Source organism: Arthrobacter sp. KNU-44, assembly GCF_051843155.1.
Taxonomy (GTDB): domain Bacteria; phylum Actinomycetota; class Actinomycetes; order Actinomycetales; family Micrococcaceae; genus Arthrobacter.
Genome location: NZ_JBPXNG010000003.1, coordinates 34598 through 52354 on the forward strand (window position 1 = coordinate 34598; position 17757 = coordinate 52354).

Consider the following 17757-nt stretch of genomic DNA (forward strand, 5'->3'; position numbering starts at 1 on the left):
ACACCGCGCCGTATGCCGAACCCTCGGCGTTTCAGAAACTAACGTGAGGGTTATGGCATTTCAGAAACGCGCACGCGGAGGGCGACCTTCCAAAGGGGACCGTCACGTTCTGACTACCCGGCTCCCCGTTGCAGACGCAGAAAAATTGTTCGCTGTTGCGGATCACCAAGGGCAGTCAGCTAGTGAGTTCATTGCTCATGCCGTTGCTGAAAAGCTCGCCTCCATTGATATCGCGACCGTTACCGGCCAGGGGGAACTGCCTATCGGGCGTATCGCCTCTTAAACGAAGAAGGCCCGCCATAAGGCGGGCCTTCGTATCAAGTTATTCAAGCTCTACACCGCGTCTCCGGCAAGTTTCCCGGCGTAGGGCTCCCACAGTCACACCCTCTTTTCAGAAAGGTACTGCATGGGCTCTAGTGTACATGCGCGCGCTTTAAACGACAGTGAATCGCGGACCCATCCGCGGCTGCGTCGTGTCAACCGCGCCCGAGAGACGTCCTCGGATGTAGTTTTGTCAGCCGTCCCCAAAGGCAGCGTACGAGCCGCACACGGACGCCAGACCATGGCAGCCCTGCTTCGGCACGAGAAGTTCCCCGTGCGAAACCGCAACGGCCAGGCCACCATCGTGGCCGTCCTCCGTGCCCTGATCGAACGCACGGACTACGACACCATGACCACCCGCCCAGGCTGGGAAGCCCTCATAACGGCCACAGGAACGTCCAGGACGACCGTGGCACGCGTCCTGCGGCTCCTGGTCGCCTGGGGAATCATCGGCCGCGTTGCCGGCGGCCGCCAAGCAAAGTACGCGGCTGCCGGCCCTGACGGGGAACGCGTCAACGAAGCGGCCGTCTACGTTCTGTGCGCTCCGTCGCCGCTGGCGCTTGTGAACAAAGTTGGCACCCCTCCCGCCCTAGGCGGTTCTCACCTTAAAGAGAAAGAGTTAACCCATGCACGCGCGCAAGGAAGAAGCTCTCAAAACGACGTGGCTCCGCCACGGCTCATCCCTGCAGGCGCCGCAAACGGCGCACCTGCCGCCCAGGTGCCATGGCGTCCAGAACTCCAATGGCCGACCCACCGGACGCCAAAACGCCATGTACAGCGTGTGGCTGCCGCGTCCGAGATCCGCTACCGGAGCTTTCCCCTGCGTTGCATGACGCCCAAAGACATCGCCAGCTCGTGCAGGGACTTTTTCCTGGCAGGCTGGACCGTCGCGGACATCCTGCATGCCCTCGACTGGCGGCCTGACGGCACGCTGTGGCCGCACAACGGCGCGCCCGACACCAAGGACGCCTGGCGGATGCGCGGCTGGCTCAGGCACCGTCTCAGCGCCTGGCGCACCGAAGCCGGCGAGCCGCTGCGATCCCGCGACCAGCAGGCAGCTGCCCGCGTTGCTGCTCTCCGGCGCGAGCAGGAGGCCGAGCGCCGGCGAATGCTGGAGCGTCAAGCCGAGCGCGCGGCCCGGCTGGACGCCGGCGACTCCCCCGTCAAGGTCACCGCAATTGCGCAGATCCGAGCCATTTTCGACGCCACCAATCGAAAGAGAGTGGCGCGCCATTCCCCGGCAGCACGGCCGGTGCACCCGGGAACGGGAGCATAGGGACCCTAGGCAGCCGTTGCCCCCGCGTGTTCCAGGCGAGGATTTCGGCCAACCAGGATCACCATGACTTTATGAACGAAAACCCAGAAGAGTCCATATTCTCAACGAACCCCAAATTCCCCGGGTATGCAAAACCCCTCAACGAACGCGAATGGCAGGTTTACCGCAATAGCGGAGTGCAAGTTGGCCTCATCATTGCCACCGATACCCCCGGGGTCTTTGACGTTTCCTCACTCATCCCCCGCTGGCCCAACACCGAACCGGACCTTCTTGAATCAGGGGATTTTGAAGAAGCGCTGACTTACTGCCTCAAGCATTTCAGCCCGGCCCCCTAGTAATGATCCGTCCGGATCACTACTACCCTGCTGCCCTCCGGAACCTGTTTGCGGGCCTCAGCAAGAGCCTGTTCGTAAGTATCGGCGATGCCACTGATTTTGGTTCTCGTGCCGTCGCTGGCGTCCACGGTCAAGGTCACTTCCACTCAAGCATCCTACTCACCCGAACGAATCACTTGGGTAGTAGCCTCTCGCCCACATGTGCACGGCAAAAGCTCTACCCTTCGGGCTTTTCCCGCACACATGATGGACGACAGGAACCAGCTGACCGCCTGCACACCATCGCCAGGTCACCAGCCGCTCACACCGCACCACCGGGGCCGTCGACGGTGCACAGCCTGGAAATCTCGGGTCGGTGAAACTGTCGGTAAGGACAGCTAAGCTGTATTCGAACATATTTTCGAATAAGGGTGTGTCATGAGTCTTGCTTTGGACCCTCGCATGATAGATGCAGAGGCACCTCCGGGGCACGTTCCGGTAGCCCCGGTGGCCGTCCCTGCGGGCTACCCGTCTCCGAGCCAGGACTATTTTTCCTCTGAACTCGACCTGAACGAGCACCTGATCAAGGACAAGACCAGCACCTTCATCGTGCGGGTGTGCGGGGATTCCATGGAGCCTGGCGGCATCAGCGACGGCGACGAACTCATTGTGAACAAGGCATTGGAGCCTAAGGACGGGTCCGTGGTGGTGGCGATCCTCGACGGCGAGCTGACCATCAAGCGGCTGCGGATCACCAGGGCCGGCGTGATACTGCAGGCGGACAACCCCAAGTACCCGTTGATCCGCGTCCAGGAACTCTCGGATCTGCGGATCTGGGGCGTTGCGATCAGGTGCCTTCACTATGTCTAGGCCGGCGGTGATGCGCCGCATGCAGGAAATCGCGCACATCGACGTCAACTGCTTCTACGCCTCGGCTGAGCGGATCTTCGACCCTTCCCTTGAGGGCAAACCGCTCATCGTCCTGTCGAACAACGATGGCTGCGCCGTGACGCGCTCCGATGAGGCCAAGAAGCTCGGGATCGTGCTGGGTGAGCCGTGGTTCAAGCTCGCCCCCCGCGCAAGTGAATGGGGTCTTCAGGCGAGGTCCAGCAACTACGAACTCTACGGATCCATCAGCGCCCGCGTCATGGAGCTGCTGGCCCGGTATTCGGCCTGGCAGGAGGTCTACATTCTGTACCCTGAAATCTGTTGTTGCGCGCGGCGGCCATATCAATCTCTTCCCCGCCGGACCCAGCCCTGGAGACTATAGGACGCCCCGGCGCCACCGATCCGTGGTAGTCCACGGCGAGGACCAAGCCGAGGGCGAGTGCCACAACGCAGAGTGCGGCGTAGGCCCATGGACTATAGGTCTCGACCAGGGTCTTCGGACCTGAAGGAAGGACTGATAGATAAATAATCGACAGCGAACAGCGCAATGAAGGACATCCCCGTGAGTCTCAACGGCTTCGGCAACCCTGGAAGAAGGGTGATGTAATTCATGCTTATGACAGGAGTCTCTACTTCTGATGCCGGACCGGGTAGCCGAGCTCTTCCGCGGCTCCAAGGACACCCTCCGGCCATTCGGCCAGAAATGTCCACGGCATGTTCTCCTTGGCGAGGAAGTTCACCCGTCCCCAGGAATAGAAGGGATGCGGACGGCCCGGATAAACTTCGCGGACGTCTGAGCGTTCGAGCCTCCAAGGTCCGAAGTGGCGCGCCCACCAACGGGATCTGGGTCGAAACTCAAGCTGTGAGGCGCTCATGGTGAGTATGACGTACGGTCCTTGGATCCTGAACCGACCGGGGATTTCAAACCCGCCTCTGAACTCATATGTCATTCGTCCCCTCTTCCGGTTGCGGTCGGTCTGTCCCAGTATCCTTCGTCCCGCTCATCCTGCCTGAATCTCCCGCAGCAATGTCGAATAAGGGCATCAAACGAGGTTGGCGGAGAGGTGGAGGAAGATGTCAAAGATCAGCAGTTCGTGGTTTGATGCAAACGTTAGCCCGCGAACCCTCCGGATAGGAGTGGCAACGCGGCCAGGCGGCACCGTTTCCAGGACTCCGGGGTGGCGCGAGCATTTTAGAAGATTCCTGGAATTGGCATCAGTGGTGACCACGGTATCGGTGCGGATGATTGGGTCAGTGTGTTGCTCCTGCCGCCGTGGATTTCTGCTGGGAGTGGGGTCGGGAGGAAGGCTTCGAGGCCGGTCTTCACGTTCAGTTCTCCACCGACGACGTGGTCGCCGGGGGCTCCGCAGCTCTTTCCCCCGAATGCGCCGCCTCCAAAACCGCCGCCTAGTACTACTGATAGCCCGCCGTATGTGAAGGGGCCTCCCAGCTGATCCACTGTTCGTGCTGAGCTCACCTGTAAATTGGCGCCGAGTGCCAAGGAGGGGGTTTGCACCCCGGCTCCGCCTGTTTCAGTGAAACCGACGGTGAGCGAGTGATCAACGTCGTTTCTGGCTGCTACGACGCAGACTTCTCCGAATCCGCCTCCAAAGAGCCCGGCACTGGCTGACAAACAAAATCCGACGGAAATCATTCCGGTGGGGTCATTCCGGTTTACCGGATCCCCTGAACCGAAATTGTAACGTTCCCCGGTCGCCGCAGTGAGGGGATCGACGCTGAGGAATTGGGTGGTTGTGGGGTCGTAGTAGCGGGCGCGGAGGTAGTAGAGGCCGGTGTCGGTGTCCTGGGCTTGTCCGTTCCAGCGCAAGGGGGTGTCGGCGGTCCCGGTTTTGGTGGTGAGGTTGCCGTTTGCGTCGTAGGTGTAGCTGGCGGCGACGGCTGAGGTCTGGTCGGTGAGTAGCCTGGTGGAGCCGTATTGGTCGTGCTGGTAATAGAAGGTGTTACCGGTTCCGTCGATGTGTTCGATGGGGTTGCCGGTGTCGTCGTAGAGGTAGCTGGTGGTCCCGTCGGTGAGCATGAGCGGTACTCCTGCACGGGTGTCCCAGGCGTAGTGCTGTGCGCTTCCGGTGGCGGGGGTACGGGTGGTGCGGAGGCCGTCTGCGTTGTAGGTGTAGGTGGTGCCGTTTGCGGCGGTGAGCCGGTTGGCCTGGTCCCAGGTGTAGGACGCAGCCGAGCCTGCGGGTGCCGGGCCGGTGAGCCGGTTGCCCTGGGCGTCGTAGGTGATCGCGGTGGTGGTTCCGGAGGTCGTGTAACCGGTGGGCTGGTTGGCTGCGTCGTAGGTGAGGGTCGCCCCGGTGGCGAGGGTGGTGGTGTTTCCGGCCGGGTCGTAGGTGTAAGTGCCGGTGTTCACCGCAGCGAGCTGGTCACGGCTGGTGTAAGTGTAGCTTTCGGCAGGTTGGGTGATCCCTGTGATCGTTGCCGAGTCCAGGGCGCCGACGGGGTTGCGGGTGTAGGTGAAGGATGCCAGGGCGGTGCTTCCCGGGCCGGTGTCGGTGATGGCACCGACCTGCCCTGCTGCGTCGATGGTTGCGGCGGCGGTGACGCCGTTGCCGTAGACGATGGAGGTCGTGTTGCCGTCCGAGTCCGGGGTGAGAGTGGTGGTGTGCCCGGCCCAGTCCGTGATCCCGGTCAGGTGCCCCGCGCCGTCATAGGCGCGGTTGACGGTTTGTCCGTTCGGGTAGGCCAGTGCGGTGAGGTGCCCGGCGAGGTCGTAGGTGTATCCGGTGGCCTGTCCGGCGCCGTTGGTGACGCCGGTGAGCCTTCCGAGGGAGTCGTAGGTGTTGGTGGTGGTTCCGGTGCCGTCGGTCATCGTGGCCCTCTGGCCAACGGCGGTGTAGGTGAAGGTGGCGTTCGGCGTGGCGCCCCCTGAGTAGCTGGTGCCGGCGCGGTTCCCGGCGGCGTCATAGGTGTTCGTGGTGGTGCGCCCTGCCGGGTCGGTCACGGTGACGGGGTATCCGGCGGCGTCGTAGGCATAGGAGGTGGCACGCCCCAGAGGGTCGGTGCTCTGGGTCAGCCGGTTCAGGGCGTCGTAGGTGTAGTTGCTGGCGTTGCCGGCCGGGTCGGTTTGGCTGGTCCGGTTGCCGTCGGCATCATACGCCGTGGTCGCGACGCTAAAGTCCGGGCTGGTGACGGTGGTGGCCCGGTTCAGGGCGTCGTAGGCGGTGGTCGTGGTTTGCCCGAGGGCGTCGATCTGGGTCGTCCGGTTCCCGTTGGCGTCGTAGTAGTAGCTGGTTGTGCGGCCCAGCGGATCCGTCTCTGATGCCAGGCGACCTGCACCATCGTAGGTGTAGGTCGTGGTGTTGCCGCGGGGAGTCACGGTTGTGAGGCGTTGTCCGAGGACGTCGTAGGTGCAGGACGTTGTGTTGCCGAGCGGGTCGGTGCTGGACGCCAGCGCACCGGCGGTGGTGTGGGTGAGGGTGGTCGTGTGGCCGGCCGGGTCGGTGATGGTTGTGGTGTCACCGGGGTGGGCCGTGTCGGTGTGCCCGTAGGTGGTGGTGGCGGTCTGGGAAGTGCCGGTCAGTGGCGTGGAAACCGTCAGCGGGTTGCCTGCGGTGTCGTAGGTGTAGGTGGTGGTGGTCCCGGCCGGGTCGGTGGCGGTGGTGACCTCGTTCAGGGTGTTGTAGGTCCAGGTGCTTTGGTGGGTCGCGGGGTCGGTCGTGGTGAGTCTGTTCCCGGCCGTGTCGTAGGTGGAGGTGGTCGCATGGCCTAACGGGTCGGTCACGCTGGTTGTTCCGAAGGTGTTCTGGTCGTAGGTGTAGGTCCAGGTTGCTGCCTGGGTGGTGCTGGCGCCGTTGATTACCTTGAGGAGTTGGCCGTTGGTGTAGGTTTCGGCGGTGGTCCGTCCGCCGGGCGAGACGATGGTCGTTGTTCCGTCGGCGGCGTAGCTGAAGGTGGTGATGCCGCCGGCCCGGTCCGTCTGGCTGGTGACCCTCCTCGCCGTGTCGTAGGCGTTCGTGGTGGTGTTTCCGCTTGGGTCGGTGATCGTGGTGATCAAGTTGAGGGAGTTGTAGGCGTATCCTGTGGTCGCCGAGTCGGTGCCGGTGGCATTCGTCAGTCGGCCGGCGCTGTCATAGGAGTAGGAAACGACTCGGCCGGCAGGGTCCGTGACCGTGTCGATGTGGCCGTCCGGGGTGTACGTGAAGGCAAGGGTCCGGCCGGCAGCGTCGGTTGCGGTGGTGACCTGCCCCGCGGTGTTTCGAGCCAGGGTCGTGGCGTTGCCGTTCAAGTCGCTGAGCTGGCTTAGCTGTCCGGCGGAGGTGAACTTGAAGATTTCCGTTGCCCGGCGGGTGTAGGTCCAGGTCCCGTCCGTGTTGTGGACTAGGGCTGCCAGGACCTGGGAGGGCGCGTGGAAGTCCCCGTTCGTGTCCGGGGTGAAGGTGACCATCGACCCGGTTTCCTGGTGCACGTCCACCGTCCCGCCCGCATTGATGTTCAGGGACAGGCCGTAGTTGAACGACCATCCATAGCCCAGCGGACCGTCGAAGGGTGCGCGCTGGGCGGAGTAAGTGCGTTTGAGTTCCAGGCCCGGACCCCGCCCTGGAATCGAGATGTCCGTGTTGTTTTCGAAGAACTCCCCGTTCGAGGTGTTCACCGGATCGGGTGTGCAGGCGAAGCATTGACCTAGCTCGGCGCGGTTGGATCCGCCCGCTGACTCAAATGCTGCGGTGGGACCCGCGGTGCCGACGATGTTCGACGAGGCCAGCAGGGGGGTGGGAGGAAAAGTGCTGCCGGCTCCTCCGGCGGCGGCTATGTGGGTGTGCCCGACGATGCCGGTTGTTATTGAGCACGACGTTCCCGTGGCGCATGATCCGACGATCGGGGACCCGTCCTGTGACTGGTCATAGATGCCGATACTGAAGTCACTGTTTTCCGTGCTGTAGTTTGTTGTCGCGGTGAGGCTGCTGCCCGAAGACGCGAGGCTGACCGTCCAGGCCGGAGGGGTCACCGTGTATGACGTTGCCCTGACCATCGGTGCCATGCCGTCACCGGTGTAAGGGTCTGCGACGACTGCGATGTAGGTGCTCTGGTATTCGCTTGGCACACCGGTCCAGGAACAGGTGTCCGCCGAGGTGCAGGAGGCAATTTTCTTTGGTCCGCCGGGGGCGGAGGTGTCGTAGAAATAGGTGTAGAGGCCGGCGGTGTCCGAGTGGTAGTTTCCGGTCGACGTGAGGGTGATCTTGGGGCCTGTCGTCACCTCCAGGCTCAGCGACCCGACCGGTGGAGGCGTGTAGGTGGCGATTGTGCTGCCTCCGCTGATGATGAGGCCCGTGAGGGTCTTGCCGTCGAGCACTGTGCCGCTGGTGTCGATCGCGACAGGGGACCAGGCCGTGGTGTCCGGCGCGACGGCGGCGCCGAGATTACTGTTCCTGTTGGTACCCCAGCAGTACGGCTTGCCCTCCGCCAGGGCGCAGCTGTAGTCGAATCCAGTTGATATTTGGGTGACTGCTTTTCCTGCAAGCACACCGGACGTATCAACAGCCACGGGAAGCGTTTCTTGCAATGGAAATGGATGATTGGGGTACCAGTACCCCACCCCCGTCCCGAGTGTCCCGTCGAGCCCCCAGCCCCAGCAGAAGGCTCGTTCGTTCGCGATGGCACATGGCCCACCCTCACCGACACTTACCCCGGTGACGGTCATTCCGGTCAGGGCCCCGCCTACAGATACGGGAACGTTCGAGGACGTGGTAGTGCCGTTGCCGAGTTGTCCTGCGCTGTTGTCCCCCCAGCAGTATGCTTCTCCAGCGGCGATGGCGCACACTGTGCCGCGCCTTGCGCTAAGTTTGGTGACGTCCTTGCCGGCCAGGACCCCCGACACATCAACGGCGACGGGAAATTGTTCGTACACGTAGTCTTGCCCGTTTCCTAGCTCTCCTGAGAATTCTTGTCCCCAACAGTAGGGTTTTCCGTCGGCTATGACGCAGGCGCCATAGTCCAAGATTGCAATGTCGGTCACCGTCTTGCCGGCGAGGACGCCGGTCGTGTCGATCGCCACGGGGACTGCGCTGTAGTCGTCTCCTCCGGTAACCCACTGGTTGCCCCAGCAGAAGGCCTTGCCGCTGGCGATCGCGCAAACACTGTCCGGGCCGGTCACCACCTTTGTGATCGTGGTGCCGGCCATCACACCGGTCATGTCGACCTTCACTGGTGTGACAGAGCTTTGGAAACGGGTGCCGTTTCCAAGCTGGCCGCTCCATCCGTCCCCCCAGCAGTAGAGTTCCCCCGTTTTCACCGCGCAGTTTGTGTCGCCGCCAGAGTTGGAGGAGACCAGGGAGATGCTGGCACCTTCGAGGTCGCCGCTGCCTGCAGGGGCCGGACGGTCGACGGTGACAGCCGCGGCGCCCCTCCCCAATTCTCCGGAGAAGTTGGCGCCCCATCCCGCCATGCCTACGCCCCCATCACCCGCGTCATCGGTGGTCTTTAGGGCGTCAGGCAACGTCCGGTTTGGCGGAAGGTTCACGTCTAGTGCCCGGCCGGGGGCGCTGGCCAGCGCGGATGAGCTCAAGGTCCGGGTGGGCGGAAGGTTGGGGCTCACTGCTCGAGGGGGCACCCCGGCCGGTGCGGATGAGTTTGACGCCCGGGTGGGTGGAGGGCTGGCAGTTGCCGGCGGGACAGGCAGCCCGAGCAGGAGGGTTGCCAAAACGACAAACATTCCCAGATTGCGCACGCGAAATAGCCCCAAACCAGACACGCTGCCCCCATATTTATGAGTTAGAGGATCGCAGCATTTCAGAATGGCACCCTTTTGTCCATAGATTGGAAGTTGCCAAATCCTTCGTTTGCCACAACCCTGTTCGGGGCCTCATGTTTCTCTTCAGGGTGAGGATGGTCATTGGCCGACTTTGAGCAACCCGGAGAGTTTCCCGGTATATCCAAATTTTGCAAATACAATTGCCCCGGGAAATCATTATCGTTTGCGGTTGTTGAGCCAGGCCGCATGTCTTCGTTTTCAGCCCTGACATCGACCGACTGCGACAAATGTCCCCTAGTCGGTGGAAGCAACCAGTTGTCGGAAGAGACTCATCACTGACATATACAACTCGCCTGCATACGCGCCACAGTTGTCAAAACGCGAGCTTGATTCCGGGCCCATTTCGCAGACTGTTCCTGCGGGTCGTGAAGGAATGTCCAGTGTGGCCCGGAGTCCGCGCGGTATCGAATCCAGGCCCGCTCATGGACGGGTTCAAAATTGTTCGAGGCCCTGAGCCGCGGCTAAGGCTTCGCCGGATGGCTTGCGGGGAGCAGCGAAACCGGGCCGACTTCGTACGACACCATGTCAGCCGCGACCCGGAAGTCAACGTAATAGTCGTGGTTGATGTAAGTGTTGCGCTGATCGTTGGGGACGTGGACAAAGCCGGCGTTGGTGAGCTGTTTAGCCGCGTCCTTCTTCGCTGCGGCTTCAGCCTGGATGGTGCTCATCTTGCCGAAATATGGGTTGCTTTTCGTCGTCAGCCAGCGACCCGCTTTTTTCGCCTTGGTTGAGGAGCCAGTACCGACCAAGAACGAAGGAACCGGGCCGGGAGCCGTTGGACTACCGGGCGGAAGGCCATTGGGTAGTCCGTCTCCGCTCTTGGGTTTCGCTGAAGGCGACGGGGCCGGGGCGGCAGATGTGGCACCTGCTGCGGTCGGGTGCACGGATGCCGCCCCCGTAGACAGCAGCGCCGCAGGAGGCTGCTGCACAGCCTGCGGCGACGTACATCCACTGAGCAGCAAGCCCATAAGCAAAGTGGCAGGTGCGATAGAGGTCTTCTTCAACTGTTCCCCCAGTCCGTCGGACCGCCGCTCGGCGGCATGAAGTGATGCGAACAGTACCGTACCTGGGCTGGAATAGGGAGATCCTCTTTCGAGAGGCAGTTTCGAAAGGATGAAAGCAGCGCCAGCAGAAAGTGAAAATTCCCACGACTCTTGACCGGGACGATTTTCTGCAGCGCCTATGACAAAGCCTTTCCCGTCCGCGGTGGTCCCGCTGCCCGCTTCGACGAGTGATCCTGACGAAGCACCAAATGACCAGCGCGACTTCAAGTCATGGCAGCCACTGTTTGCATGTTTAGGCGCTAACAGACAAGGCGGGCGGTCCGAGGGATTAGGGATCCGTTGCCTTGACCGCGGGCAGCGCCAATTGGCGGTTCGGGAGCGCTGTGACATTGTTGCTGGTGCTGAGGGCTTCAAGGAGTTTGTCGCGTTCCTCAAGCAGACCGAGCATGGCGGTGGCGTAGGCCTTGAGGCGCTGGTCGAGCGTGTCCCGTTCGGTGACGAGCCGCTTGTTTCGTTGCTGTTCGGCGTCGAGGTTGGCGCGGAGCCGGTCGACCTCGGGTTTGGTGCGGTTCAGTGCGCGTGCGCGGCGCTGGAACTCCTCGTTTATGTCGGGGTTGTCGTGGGTGAGGCGGTGCCGTTTGACTCCGGCGAGTTCAACGAGCCGGGTGCTGGTCAGCGGGCCAGGGACGCGGCCTTCCAGGAGGTCGTCCTTGGCCTGTTGGAGGGCGCTGCGGATGGATTCGGCTTCAGTTGTGGTCATTACCGAGCCTCCTCGTGGTGTTTGATGGCTCTGGCCATGGTTTCTTTGACGAGCGCGATTCGGTGGTTTCTGATTGCGGGCGCGAGCGGGTCCTCGGGCAGGGCGTTGATCTCGACCCGTAATTCGGCAATGTCCTGATCTGTCCGGGCGATGTTGGAGCAGGCGCTGCGGCATTCCCCTAGGGAAGGACCGTTCTCGGATTCCTTGGTGCATAGCGCGGTGGCTTTGTTGAAGACGCAGTGCATGCCCCGGCTTTTGAAGACCTGGAGAGTGGGGTCTTGGAGGAGCTTGTGCGCCTGCCGGACCGTGGGCATGGTCCGGCCACTGAATTTCGCCTGGGCATGGCGGGTCTTGGATTCAAGTTCGGTCGCCGATGGTCCACTGACATGGCCGCCGGAGTCGAGGTAGGTTTCGAGTTCGTCGACGTTTTCGATGCGTTCCAGCCATTGTTCGAGCGCGAGGTCGTCCAGGAACCCTGAGGCGTAGGTTCCTGCGTAGCCCTGGGTGATATGGGTGGAAACGTGCCCGTACTGGATGGCCGCGGCGACAAGTCCGCGTGGTTGACGCACGATGTGCCAGGCGAGCGTTCTGCGGAAGCGGCGCGGGCTGACCCGGCCTTGTTTGTCGGAGGGGATGTGGTCGGGCCTGCCGTTTTCGGTGCAGTATGTGTTGGCCCAGTCGATGAACTCGACGATGTCGGTTCCGACCTGGGATGTCGTCATGGCTGTGCCCGGTCTCAGGTTGGTCGGGGCGGCCGGGCCGCGCAGGGGCTTTGGCCGGATGCTTACCGGGAAGAGGAGAGTTCCGGGGTGCAGCCGGGTCAGGACGTCGACCGCCCGGGCGACTATGGGGTGGACCACCCAGGGAAGATCCCGTTGCTCGCCTTCGACCGCTTTGGCGCCGTCGTTGTCTGTGGCGCCTTTCCAGCGGAGGCCGGTTACTGTCCAGCGTCCGGTGGATTTGTCGTGGGCGACGCAGTCGCGCTTAAGGCTGAGGACTTCGCCTGGGCGCATGCCGGAGAGGTAGGCAATAAGGATGAAGCACGCGGTGACGAGGTGTTGGGCGAGGTTGGCGGCGTGGTCGAAGGCGATGGGTTTTGATCGCCAGAGTTGGCCGTTGATGGTTCCCTTGCAGGGTGTTGAGAGGTAGGTGTCGTCATCTATTTCCAGGCCGGATTGGCGGATCAAGTCTTGGTCGAACCGGGCGTGCAAACCCCCCAGCGTGTGGGTGAGGCGTCCGAGGTGCTGCCACCGGATTCCGCGGCTGCCGTCCGGGAGAGTGCGTCCGGGGAGCTTTGTCCCGTCGCGGCGGAACTGGTCAAGGACGCGTTTGAGTCTTTCCTGGCGCCTCCCGCCCGGGGTGCTTCTTCCTACGCCTGGTGGGCGGAACCGGTCCTCTTGCTGGAGCAGGAGGCAGTATTCATGAAATGACGTGGTGATGTCTGCCGAGAGGTCATCGATGAATCTCATGGCCCAGCTGATGAGCGGTACGAGGGTTTCGTCGCCGATCCGGGGTGTGCGGTTCCCGGGACGCTGGGGGGCTTCGGCGAACAAATCCCGTGTGAGCTCCCCGAGCCAGGGCTGGGGTTCGGGCATGCGAAGTATCTCCGGGACGACCTCGCGATAAGCCCACAACCGGCGGGTCTCGCTGATCATCATTCCCTTGGCGCCCTTGCTGAGGTCCAAGTCTGCGATGTCGGCCAGCATGAGATCGAGTCTGGCCGGGGAAAGCTCGTTCAGGGAGGTTATGCCGTGTTCTTCGGCCCAGGCCAGGACCCTTGACAGCGGGGTGCTCGCGAAGCTGATTGTCCGCAGTGACAGGCGTTTGTCCAGCTGCGCGGCCGGAAGGGGACGGATTGTCTCGTCGTTGATGAGAAGCCAGAAGTATTCCTTGACTTCCATCCGCCACCTGACCGGAAAGACCTCGAAGTTCAGGCTGGTTTTGGTGCTGTGGTCCTCGAAAATGCCCGGGGTCAGGTCCCATCGGTCGTCATCAAACCGGGACAGCCGGGAGGCATCGGCGTCGGGCCGGACCGGGCGGTTTGTCAGTGCCAGCGGGTTGTCCCCGATGAGGTGATCACTGGATGCTGCTGCCTGTTGGGTCATCGGAGATCGAGCCTTCCGTCGAGGAGCGCCTCGATGAGGGTGGAGTCCTCATCCGTCGCTTGGGATGCGGCCGCTGCGACGTCGGCCCGCTGTTGTTTGAGTAGGTCATCGAGTTGTTCGGCAGCGGTGCCGTAGAACTGCTTCCAGCCGTCGGGGGTGAGTTCCTCGCGGCGCCGTTCGATTTGCTGGCGCATGAGGGCCTGGACGGGGATGTGCCGTGGCTCGGAGCGTGCGTTGGGGCAGCCCAGACAGAGCAGAAAAGACGCCGTGCATGGCTGCCCGGGCTCGGTGACGGGTCCGTGCTCGTTGTCGACGCAGGCGGTCGCCACGGTATCGAGCCGCCCTTCCAGGATGGATTGGAGTTTCTCGCCCGTGATTCCGAAACGCTTGGCGACGCCTTCGTGGTCGGCGGCTGCCTGGGCAATGTCGTGCTCGGTCAACACGGCCGCTGCGGTCGCTGTCTGGATCCGTTCGACTTCGCCTTCCAGGACGTGCTGTACGACCTCCTGGTTGGCGGCGAGCGAGCCCGCATCGCGGAGCAGGTAGGTGTTTGCCAAGGTGTCCGTGGTCTGTGCCACGGGGCGTTGATGAAGTTCCAGGAAGGTTCGCCTGAGCCGCCTGCTGTCCACGAGCTGCGGATTTCCGTCGCTGACAGTCCACCCTTCCCATCGCCTCGTGCAGTTGTGGGGGACGGGACGAAAGCCTGTGCCGTTGACAGACGTCTCAAGCCGGTGGGGTGAATGGCCGACCAGCAAAGCTTTGCTGGATGCGAACTCGCGGGCGCGTCGGCACAACTTCTCGGCGATGATGTAGAGACCGAAAGCGGATGCATAGTCATCGTTCTCGCCCTTGCGCTCGGATGCCTGTATCCATTCAGGAATTGCGGTGAATGTCAGGTCCATTTCCGCCTTGTTGGGTCCACGTCGGGCTTTGGAGCCCCGGGTGATCAGCACCTGGGTCTCTCCGTCGAGGGAGGCATCGGCGCGGCTGTACCGGGCTGTCAGGTTGCAAATGGTGGTCAGGTTCTCCCCGGTCAGGCACTGGAACAGGATGACCATCGCGGCCATGTCGGATGAGGTCGGGAAGAGCGAATAGAACAAGCTCCACGCGTCCTTAGCGAGGCCTTTTCCGCGGGGTCTACCGGAGGAGTTTCTGGGAATGTCGCCTACCAGGGCGATGTGGTTCAGCACGCTTCCCCGGCTTTGTTTCAGCCGTTGCGGGGTCGAGTCTGTGGAGCGTTGTTCTTGTTCGGCACGCCATGCCTTGAGCTCTTCTTCTCCCGCCCGGATCCGTGTCACCATTGTGCGGACATCGGACCGTGCCGCCCGGTGTATTGCCCGGAATTCCGTCGGTGTGTATGACGCGGCCGTGGTCGATGGTGCCGGCTTGGTCAGAGGGGTGAACAGCGCGTTTCTGAAAGGCACCGGCAGGTCCGGGTTCCCACGCAGGGCGACACGAAGCGCGATGAGCGCACTGTTTCCTGCCCGCGTGTGCCGCATGCGCAGCTCCGCGAGGTGCGATGGGCGAAGATCTGCGAGGCGGCCGGGCGACCTGGGCCCGGACGCAACCGACTTCACGAAGATCCTGATTCCCGAGAACAGATTCTGGGCCGAGGCGATCGTTCGACGAGTCCCGGAAGGCCCGGTTGCCCGGGCGAAGCCTTCCGCGAAGGCGGCCTGTAGCTCAGGGGCCACATTCAAGGAATGGAACGGGAAGTCCTTGAACCCGGGTTCAGCCTCGGGATAGACGCGGACGATGTTGTGCCCGGGCGACGAAAAATGGTTGACCGGAGACGTGTAACCGGGCTGAGGAAGGGCAGCCCCTCTCATCGCTCTCCCCCGAACTGCATGTCGTCTTCAACGCGAACCCGGGGATTGGAACGGAGCACGTCCAACAAAGTCTCCGCCTGCAGTTCATTCACTCCATGTTCGAGCAGCAGCTTCACATCAAGGCCACGGAACGGTTCCAAGTAAGTGTCCTTTGTCGTATTCACGTTTGAGTGGCCGAGCATTGTCTGCACCAGAGACCAGGTGTCGCCGAACTGTTCCCGGAAGTCGAGGGCCTGCCCGGGGCTAAGGCCGGGTGCTCGTCGTTCCCAGACAAGCCGGCCGACGGCGTACCAGCGCAGCGCGAAGCTGTGGCGAAGCACATGGGGGTGGCACTTCAGCCGGTCGATACCGGCCTTCTCCACCCGCTTGTTCGCCCGCTCGAAGGCCGTGTACCAACTCCGTTTCCGACGAGGGAGGCCGTCCTCATTCAGCCACAGGGCCAGCGGAACGAGTCCCTCATTCGTCCTGGTGAAGAGGGTCGCTCGTTGCTCGGGTGACAGATCATTCAGCTTCAGCGTCGTTGACGGGCGTTCTGGCAGTGCCAGAGTCAACAGCGAGTCGTCCCGGATCTCGCGGATGATGCGAAGACCGGGCAGCTGCTCATACGTTCCCAGGGACTGTGCCTGGCGGATCGAGGCGGCGCGATCGGTCTCGATGTAGTTGCTGACGCTGTTGAGGACATCACGCTTGGCCCAATAAGGATGACCGCGCCCGCCTTTCGCGCATGCATCCGCGAGCTGGAGAGTGACGTAGTTATGGTCCCCGTCGGGCTGTCTCAGTTCGTTGACGAGAACGCTCGACCACTCCTGGATGCGCAGCCCGGTGCCGTAGAGACCGTCGACGAAGGCAGCGTCGCGTGTCTGGGACCGCGGCCTCCATCGCGTCCGCTCCCTCCCGTCGGGGGCGATCCCGAGAATACCCACGTCGCGCCAGCGCCTGTACGCGCCCGGAGAGAACCACTTCACATCGGCAGACCTGACCCGTGACGCCCCCGCCCGGCCGCGACTACCTGCAAAGTCCAGACGAGGGCCCCAAGTTCGTGTGCCACCAGGCGTGGGGGCTCCCTGCAGCCGCTCGGTCCAATCATTGAATGCGGAAATCGCCGACAGATCATCACGCCACGTCGACCCTGCGACGCGCCTGGGATTGGCTTCATCCGTCCGGCGCCAAAACTTGTAGTCGAAAAGGTCGTCGTCCGTGGCGTCGTCCCAGGAGACGCCGCACAGCTCCAGGAAGTTCAACCAGACACGCAACGCGAACGCATACTTGCGATTCGTGGACGCAGCACGATTGCGCATCCTCCGACTCGCGAAAAATGCGTTGAACGATGGGTGCGGGGCACCGCGCCCATCGAGCAGGAACGGCCGACCCACCCGCTCCGTGTTTCCGGCCATACCAGACAACGCGTCAATGGCGCGGGCAAGCAGGGGGTCACTATCGTCCCGGGGCATTGCCTGCGCGAAATGGAGATACCAGATCTTCGCTTCCACCGCGTCCATATCCAGAACCTAGACGAGCACCACGGACCTCAATCGGCAACACGCAGGAGAGGAGGTGAGAATCTACAGCATTGATGAATGCTTCCTGGGCGTCAAAGGCTCCGGAGAGGATCTGCTGGCCCTGGGGCGGGCCATGAAAGACGCCTGCCGGACGCACGTCGGTGTGCCCGTCTGCGTGGGCATCGCCCCCACGAAAACCTTGGCAAAGCTCAGCAATAAGTGGGCCAAACACAACCCTGTCTTCGAGGGCGTATGTCGGTGGGAATCCGTGCCGGCGGCCGAGCGCGAAGCACTCATGTCCCGCCTGTCCGTCAGCGAGATCTGGGGCGTAGCCACCAGGCTCACGAAACGCCTGGCAGGCATGGGGATCTACTCGATTCTTGACCTGTCCAGGGCTAATCCGGTGGCGATCCGGGACAAGTTCTCGGTGGTGATGATGCGCACCGTCCTCGAGCTGCAGGGAACCCCCTGCATCCCCATGGAGGAAGAACGCATAGGACGGGACCAGCTGATCTTCTCCCGGTCCTTCTCCAAACCGATCACTACGGCGGCCGACATGCGCCAGGTCATGAGCGTGTACGCGCAACAGGCCAGCGCCCGCCTGGCCAAACACGACCTTCAGGCAAAAGTGCTGACCGCCTTCGCCGGCACGTCCCACTACAGCCCCGGCGACACGTCCTACCCGTCCGTGTGCGTCGCGCTGCGGATGCCCACCGCCGACCCGGTGATCCTCTCCAAAGCAGCCCGCGCCCTCATCCCCAAGATCAACGACGGCGTGAAATACGTCCGCGCCGGGATCATGGTCACCGACCTGCGCCCCGGCGGAAACCAGAAACCTCTGGAGCTGTTCGAGAACGTTCACGAGGAACGCGGCATCGGTCCACTTTTGGAACAAGTAGCCGGCAAATACGGCCGAGATTCCATCGGGCTAGGCCACGCCGGCATCAAAGGCGGCCCGGACTGGACCATGAAGCGCGACATGCTCTCCCCCA

Annotated in this window: 12 protein-coding genes and 1 pseudogene; 5 read left to right on the plus strand and 8 right to left on the minus strand. The window is 62.7% G+C overall.

The annotated features are described in order from the left end of the window. Positions 1 to 562: 562 nt before the first annotated feature. On the plus strand, positions 563 to 1597 hold the full coding sequence (locus ACSVHC_RS23635; RefSeq protein WP_439181459.1) for a hypothetical protein: 1035 nt from the start codon (positions 563 to 565) through the stop codon (positions 1595 to 1597). Positions 1598 to 1668: 71 nt separating this feature from the next. Then, positions 1669 to 1932, plus strand: coding sequence for a hypothetical protein (locus ACSVHC_RS23640; RefSeq protein ID WP_439181460.1), 264 nt, complete (start codon positions 1669 to 1671; stop codon positions 1930 to 1932). On the opposite strand, the gene ACSVHC_RS23645 is transcribed toward ACSVHC_RS23640, so the two are convergent. Then, positions 1929 to 2078, minus strand: a complete 150-nt coding sequence (locus ACSVHC_RS23645) for a hypothetical protein (protein WP_439181461.1) — start codon at positions 2076 to 2078, stop codon at positions 1929 to 1931. The two genes, ACSVHC_RS23640 and ACSVHC_RS23645, sit on opposite strands and share 4 nt — an antisense overlap. A 271-nt stretch (positions 2079 to 2349) precedes the next feature. Here ACSVHC_RS23645 and ACSVHC_RS23650 point away from each other — a divergent pair, with 271 nt between their 5' ends. Both ACSVHC_RS23650 and ACSVHC_RS23655 read left to right on the plus strand, forming a co-directional pair. After that, on the plus strand, positions 2350 to 2781 hold the full coding sequence (locus ACSVHC_RS23650; RefSeq protein WP_439181462.1) for a LexA family protein: 432 nt from the start codon (positions 2350 to 2352) through the stop codon (positions 2779 to 2781). Continuing rightward, positions 2774 to 3100 (plus strand): annotated as a pseudogene (locus tag ACSVHC_RS23655) (Y-family DNA polymerase); the annotation flags it as partial. The gene ACSVHC_RS23650 and the pseudogene ACSVHC_RS23655, both read left to right, overlap by 8 nt. A 328-nt stretch (positions 3101 to 3428) precedes the next feature. Here the strand turns inward: ACSVHC_RS23655 and ACSVHC_RS23660 are convergent. The 7 genes from ACSVHC_RS23660 to ACSVHC_RS23690 form a co-directional block, all read right to left on the minus strand. After that, entirely contained in the window at positions 3429 to 3674 is a 246-nt protein-coding gene (locus tag ACSVHC_RS23660; RefSeq protein WP_437771371.1) for a hypothetical protein, read from the minus strand. Positions 3675 to 3991: 317 nt separating this feature from the next. After that, positions 3992 to 9352, minus strand: coding sequence for a DUF6531 domain-containing protein (locus tag ACSVHC_RS23665; RefSeq protein ID WP_437771372.1), 5361 nt, complete (start codon positions 9350 to 9352; stop codon positions 3992 to 3994). A gap of 677 nt (positions 9353 to 10029) precedes the next feature. Beyond that, the gene (locus ACSVHC_RS23670) at positions 10030 to 10236 is read right to left on the minus strand and encodes a hypothetical protein (protein WP_437771373.1); all 207 of its coding nucleotides are present in this window, start codon (positions 10234 to 10236) and stop codon (positions 10030 to 10032) included. A gap of 664 nt (positions 10237 to 10900) precedes the next feature. Further along, positions 10901 to 11332 carry a hypothetical protein gene (locus ACSVHC_RS23675; protein WP_437771374.1) on the minus strand — a complete coding sequence of 144 codons (432 nt, stop codon included), beginning with the start codon at positions 11330 to 11332 and terminating at the stop codon, positions 10901 to 10903. After that, complete coding sequence (locus tag ACSVHC_RS23680; RefSeq protein ID WP_439180542.1) at positions 11332 to 13437, minus strand: site-specific integrase; 2106 nt, start codon at positions 13435 to 13437, stop codon at positions 11332 to 11334. The genes ACSVHC_RS23675 and ACSVHC_RS23680 overlap by 1 nt, the downstream gene beginning before the upstream one ends. Beyond that, positions 13434 to 15266 carry a hypothetical protein gene (locus ACSVHC_RS23685; RefSeq protein ID WP_437771376.1) on the minus strand — a complete coding sequence of 611 codons (1833 nt, stop codon included), beginning with the start codon at positions 15264 to 15266 and terminating at the stop codon, positions 13434 to 13436. Before ACSVHC_RS23685 ends, ACSVHC_RS23680 begins: the two co-directional genes overlap by 4 nt. After that, positions 15263 to 16765 (minus strand): site-specific integrase, encoded by a 1503-nt coding sequence (locus ACSVHC_RS23690; protein WP_437771377.1) that lies wholly within the window; start codon positions 16763 to 16765, stop codon positions 15263 to 15265. Before ACSVHC_RS23690 ends, ACSVHC_RS23685 begins: the two co-directional genes overlap by 4 nt. A 55-nt stretch (positions 16766 to 16820) precedes the next feature. Between ACSVHC_RS23690 and ACSVHC_RS23695 the strand changes: the two genes are divergently transcribed. Further along, the coding region (locus ACSVHC_RS23695; RefSeq protein ID WP_439181463.1) for a DinB/UmuC family translesion DNA polymerase at positions 16821 to 17757 on the plus strand (937 nt) is incomplete at its 3' end.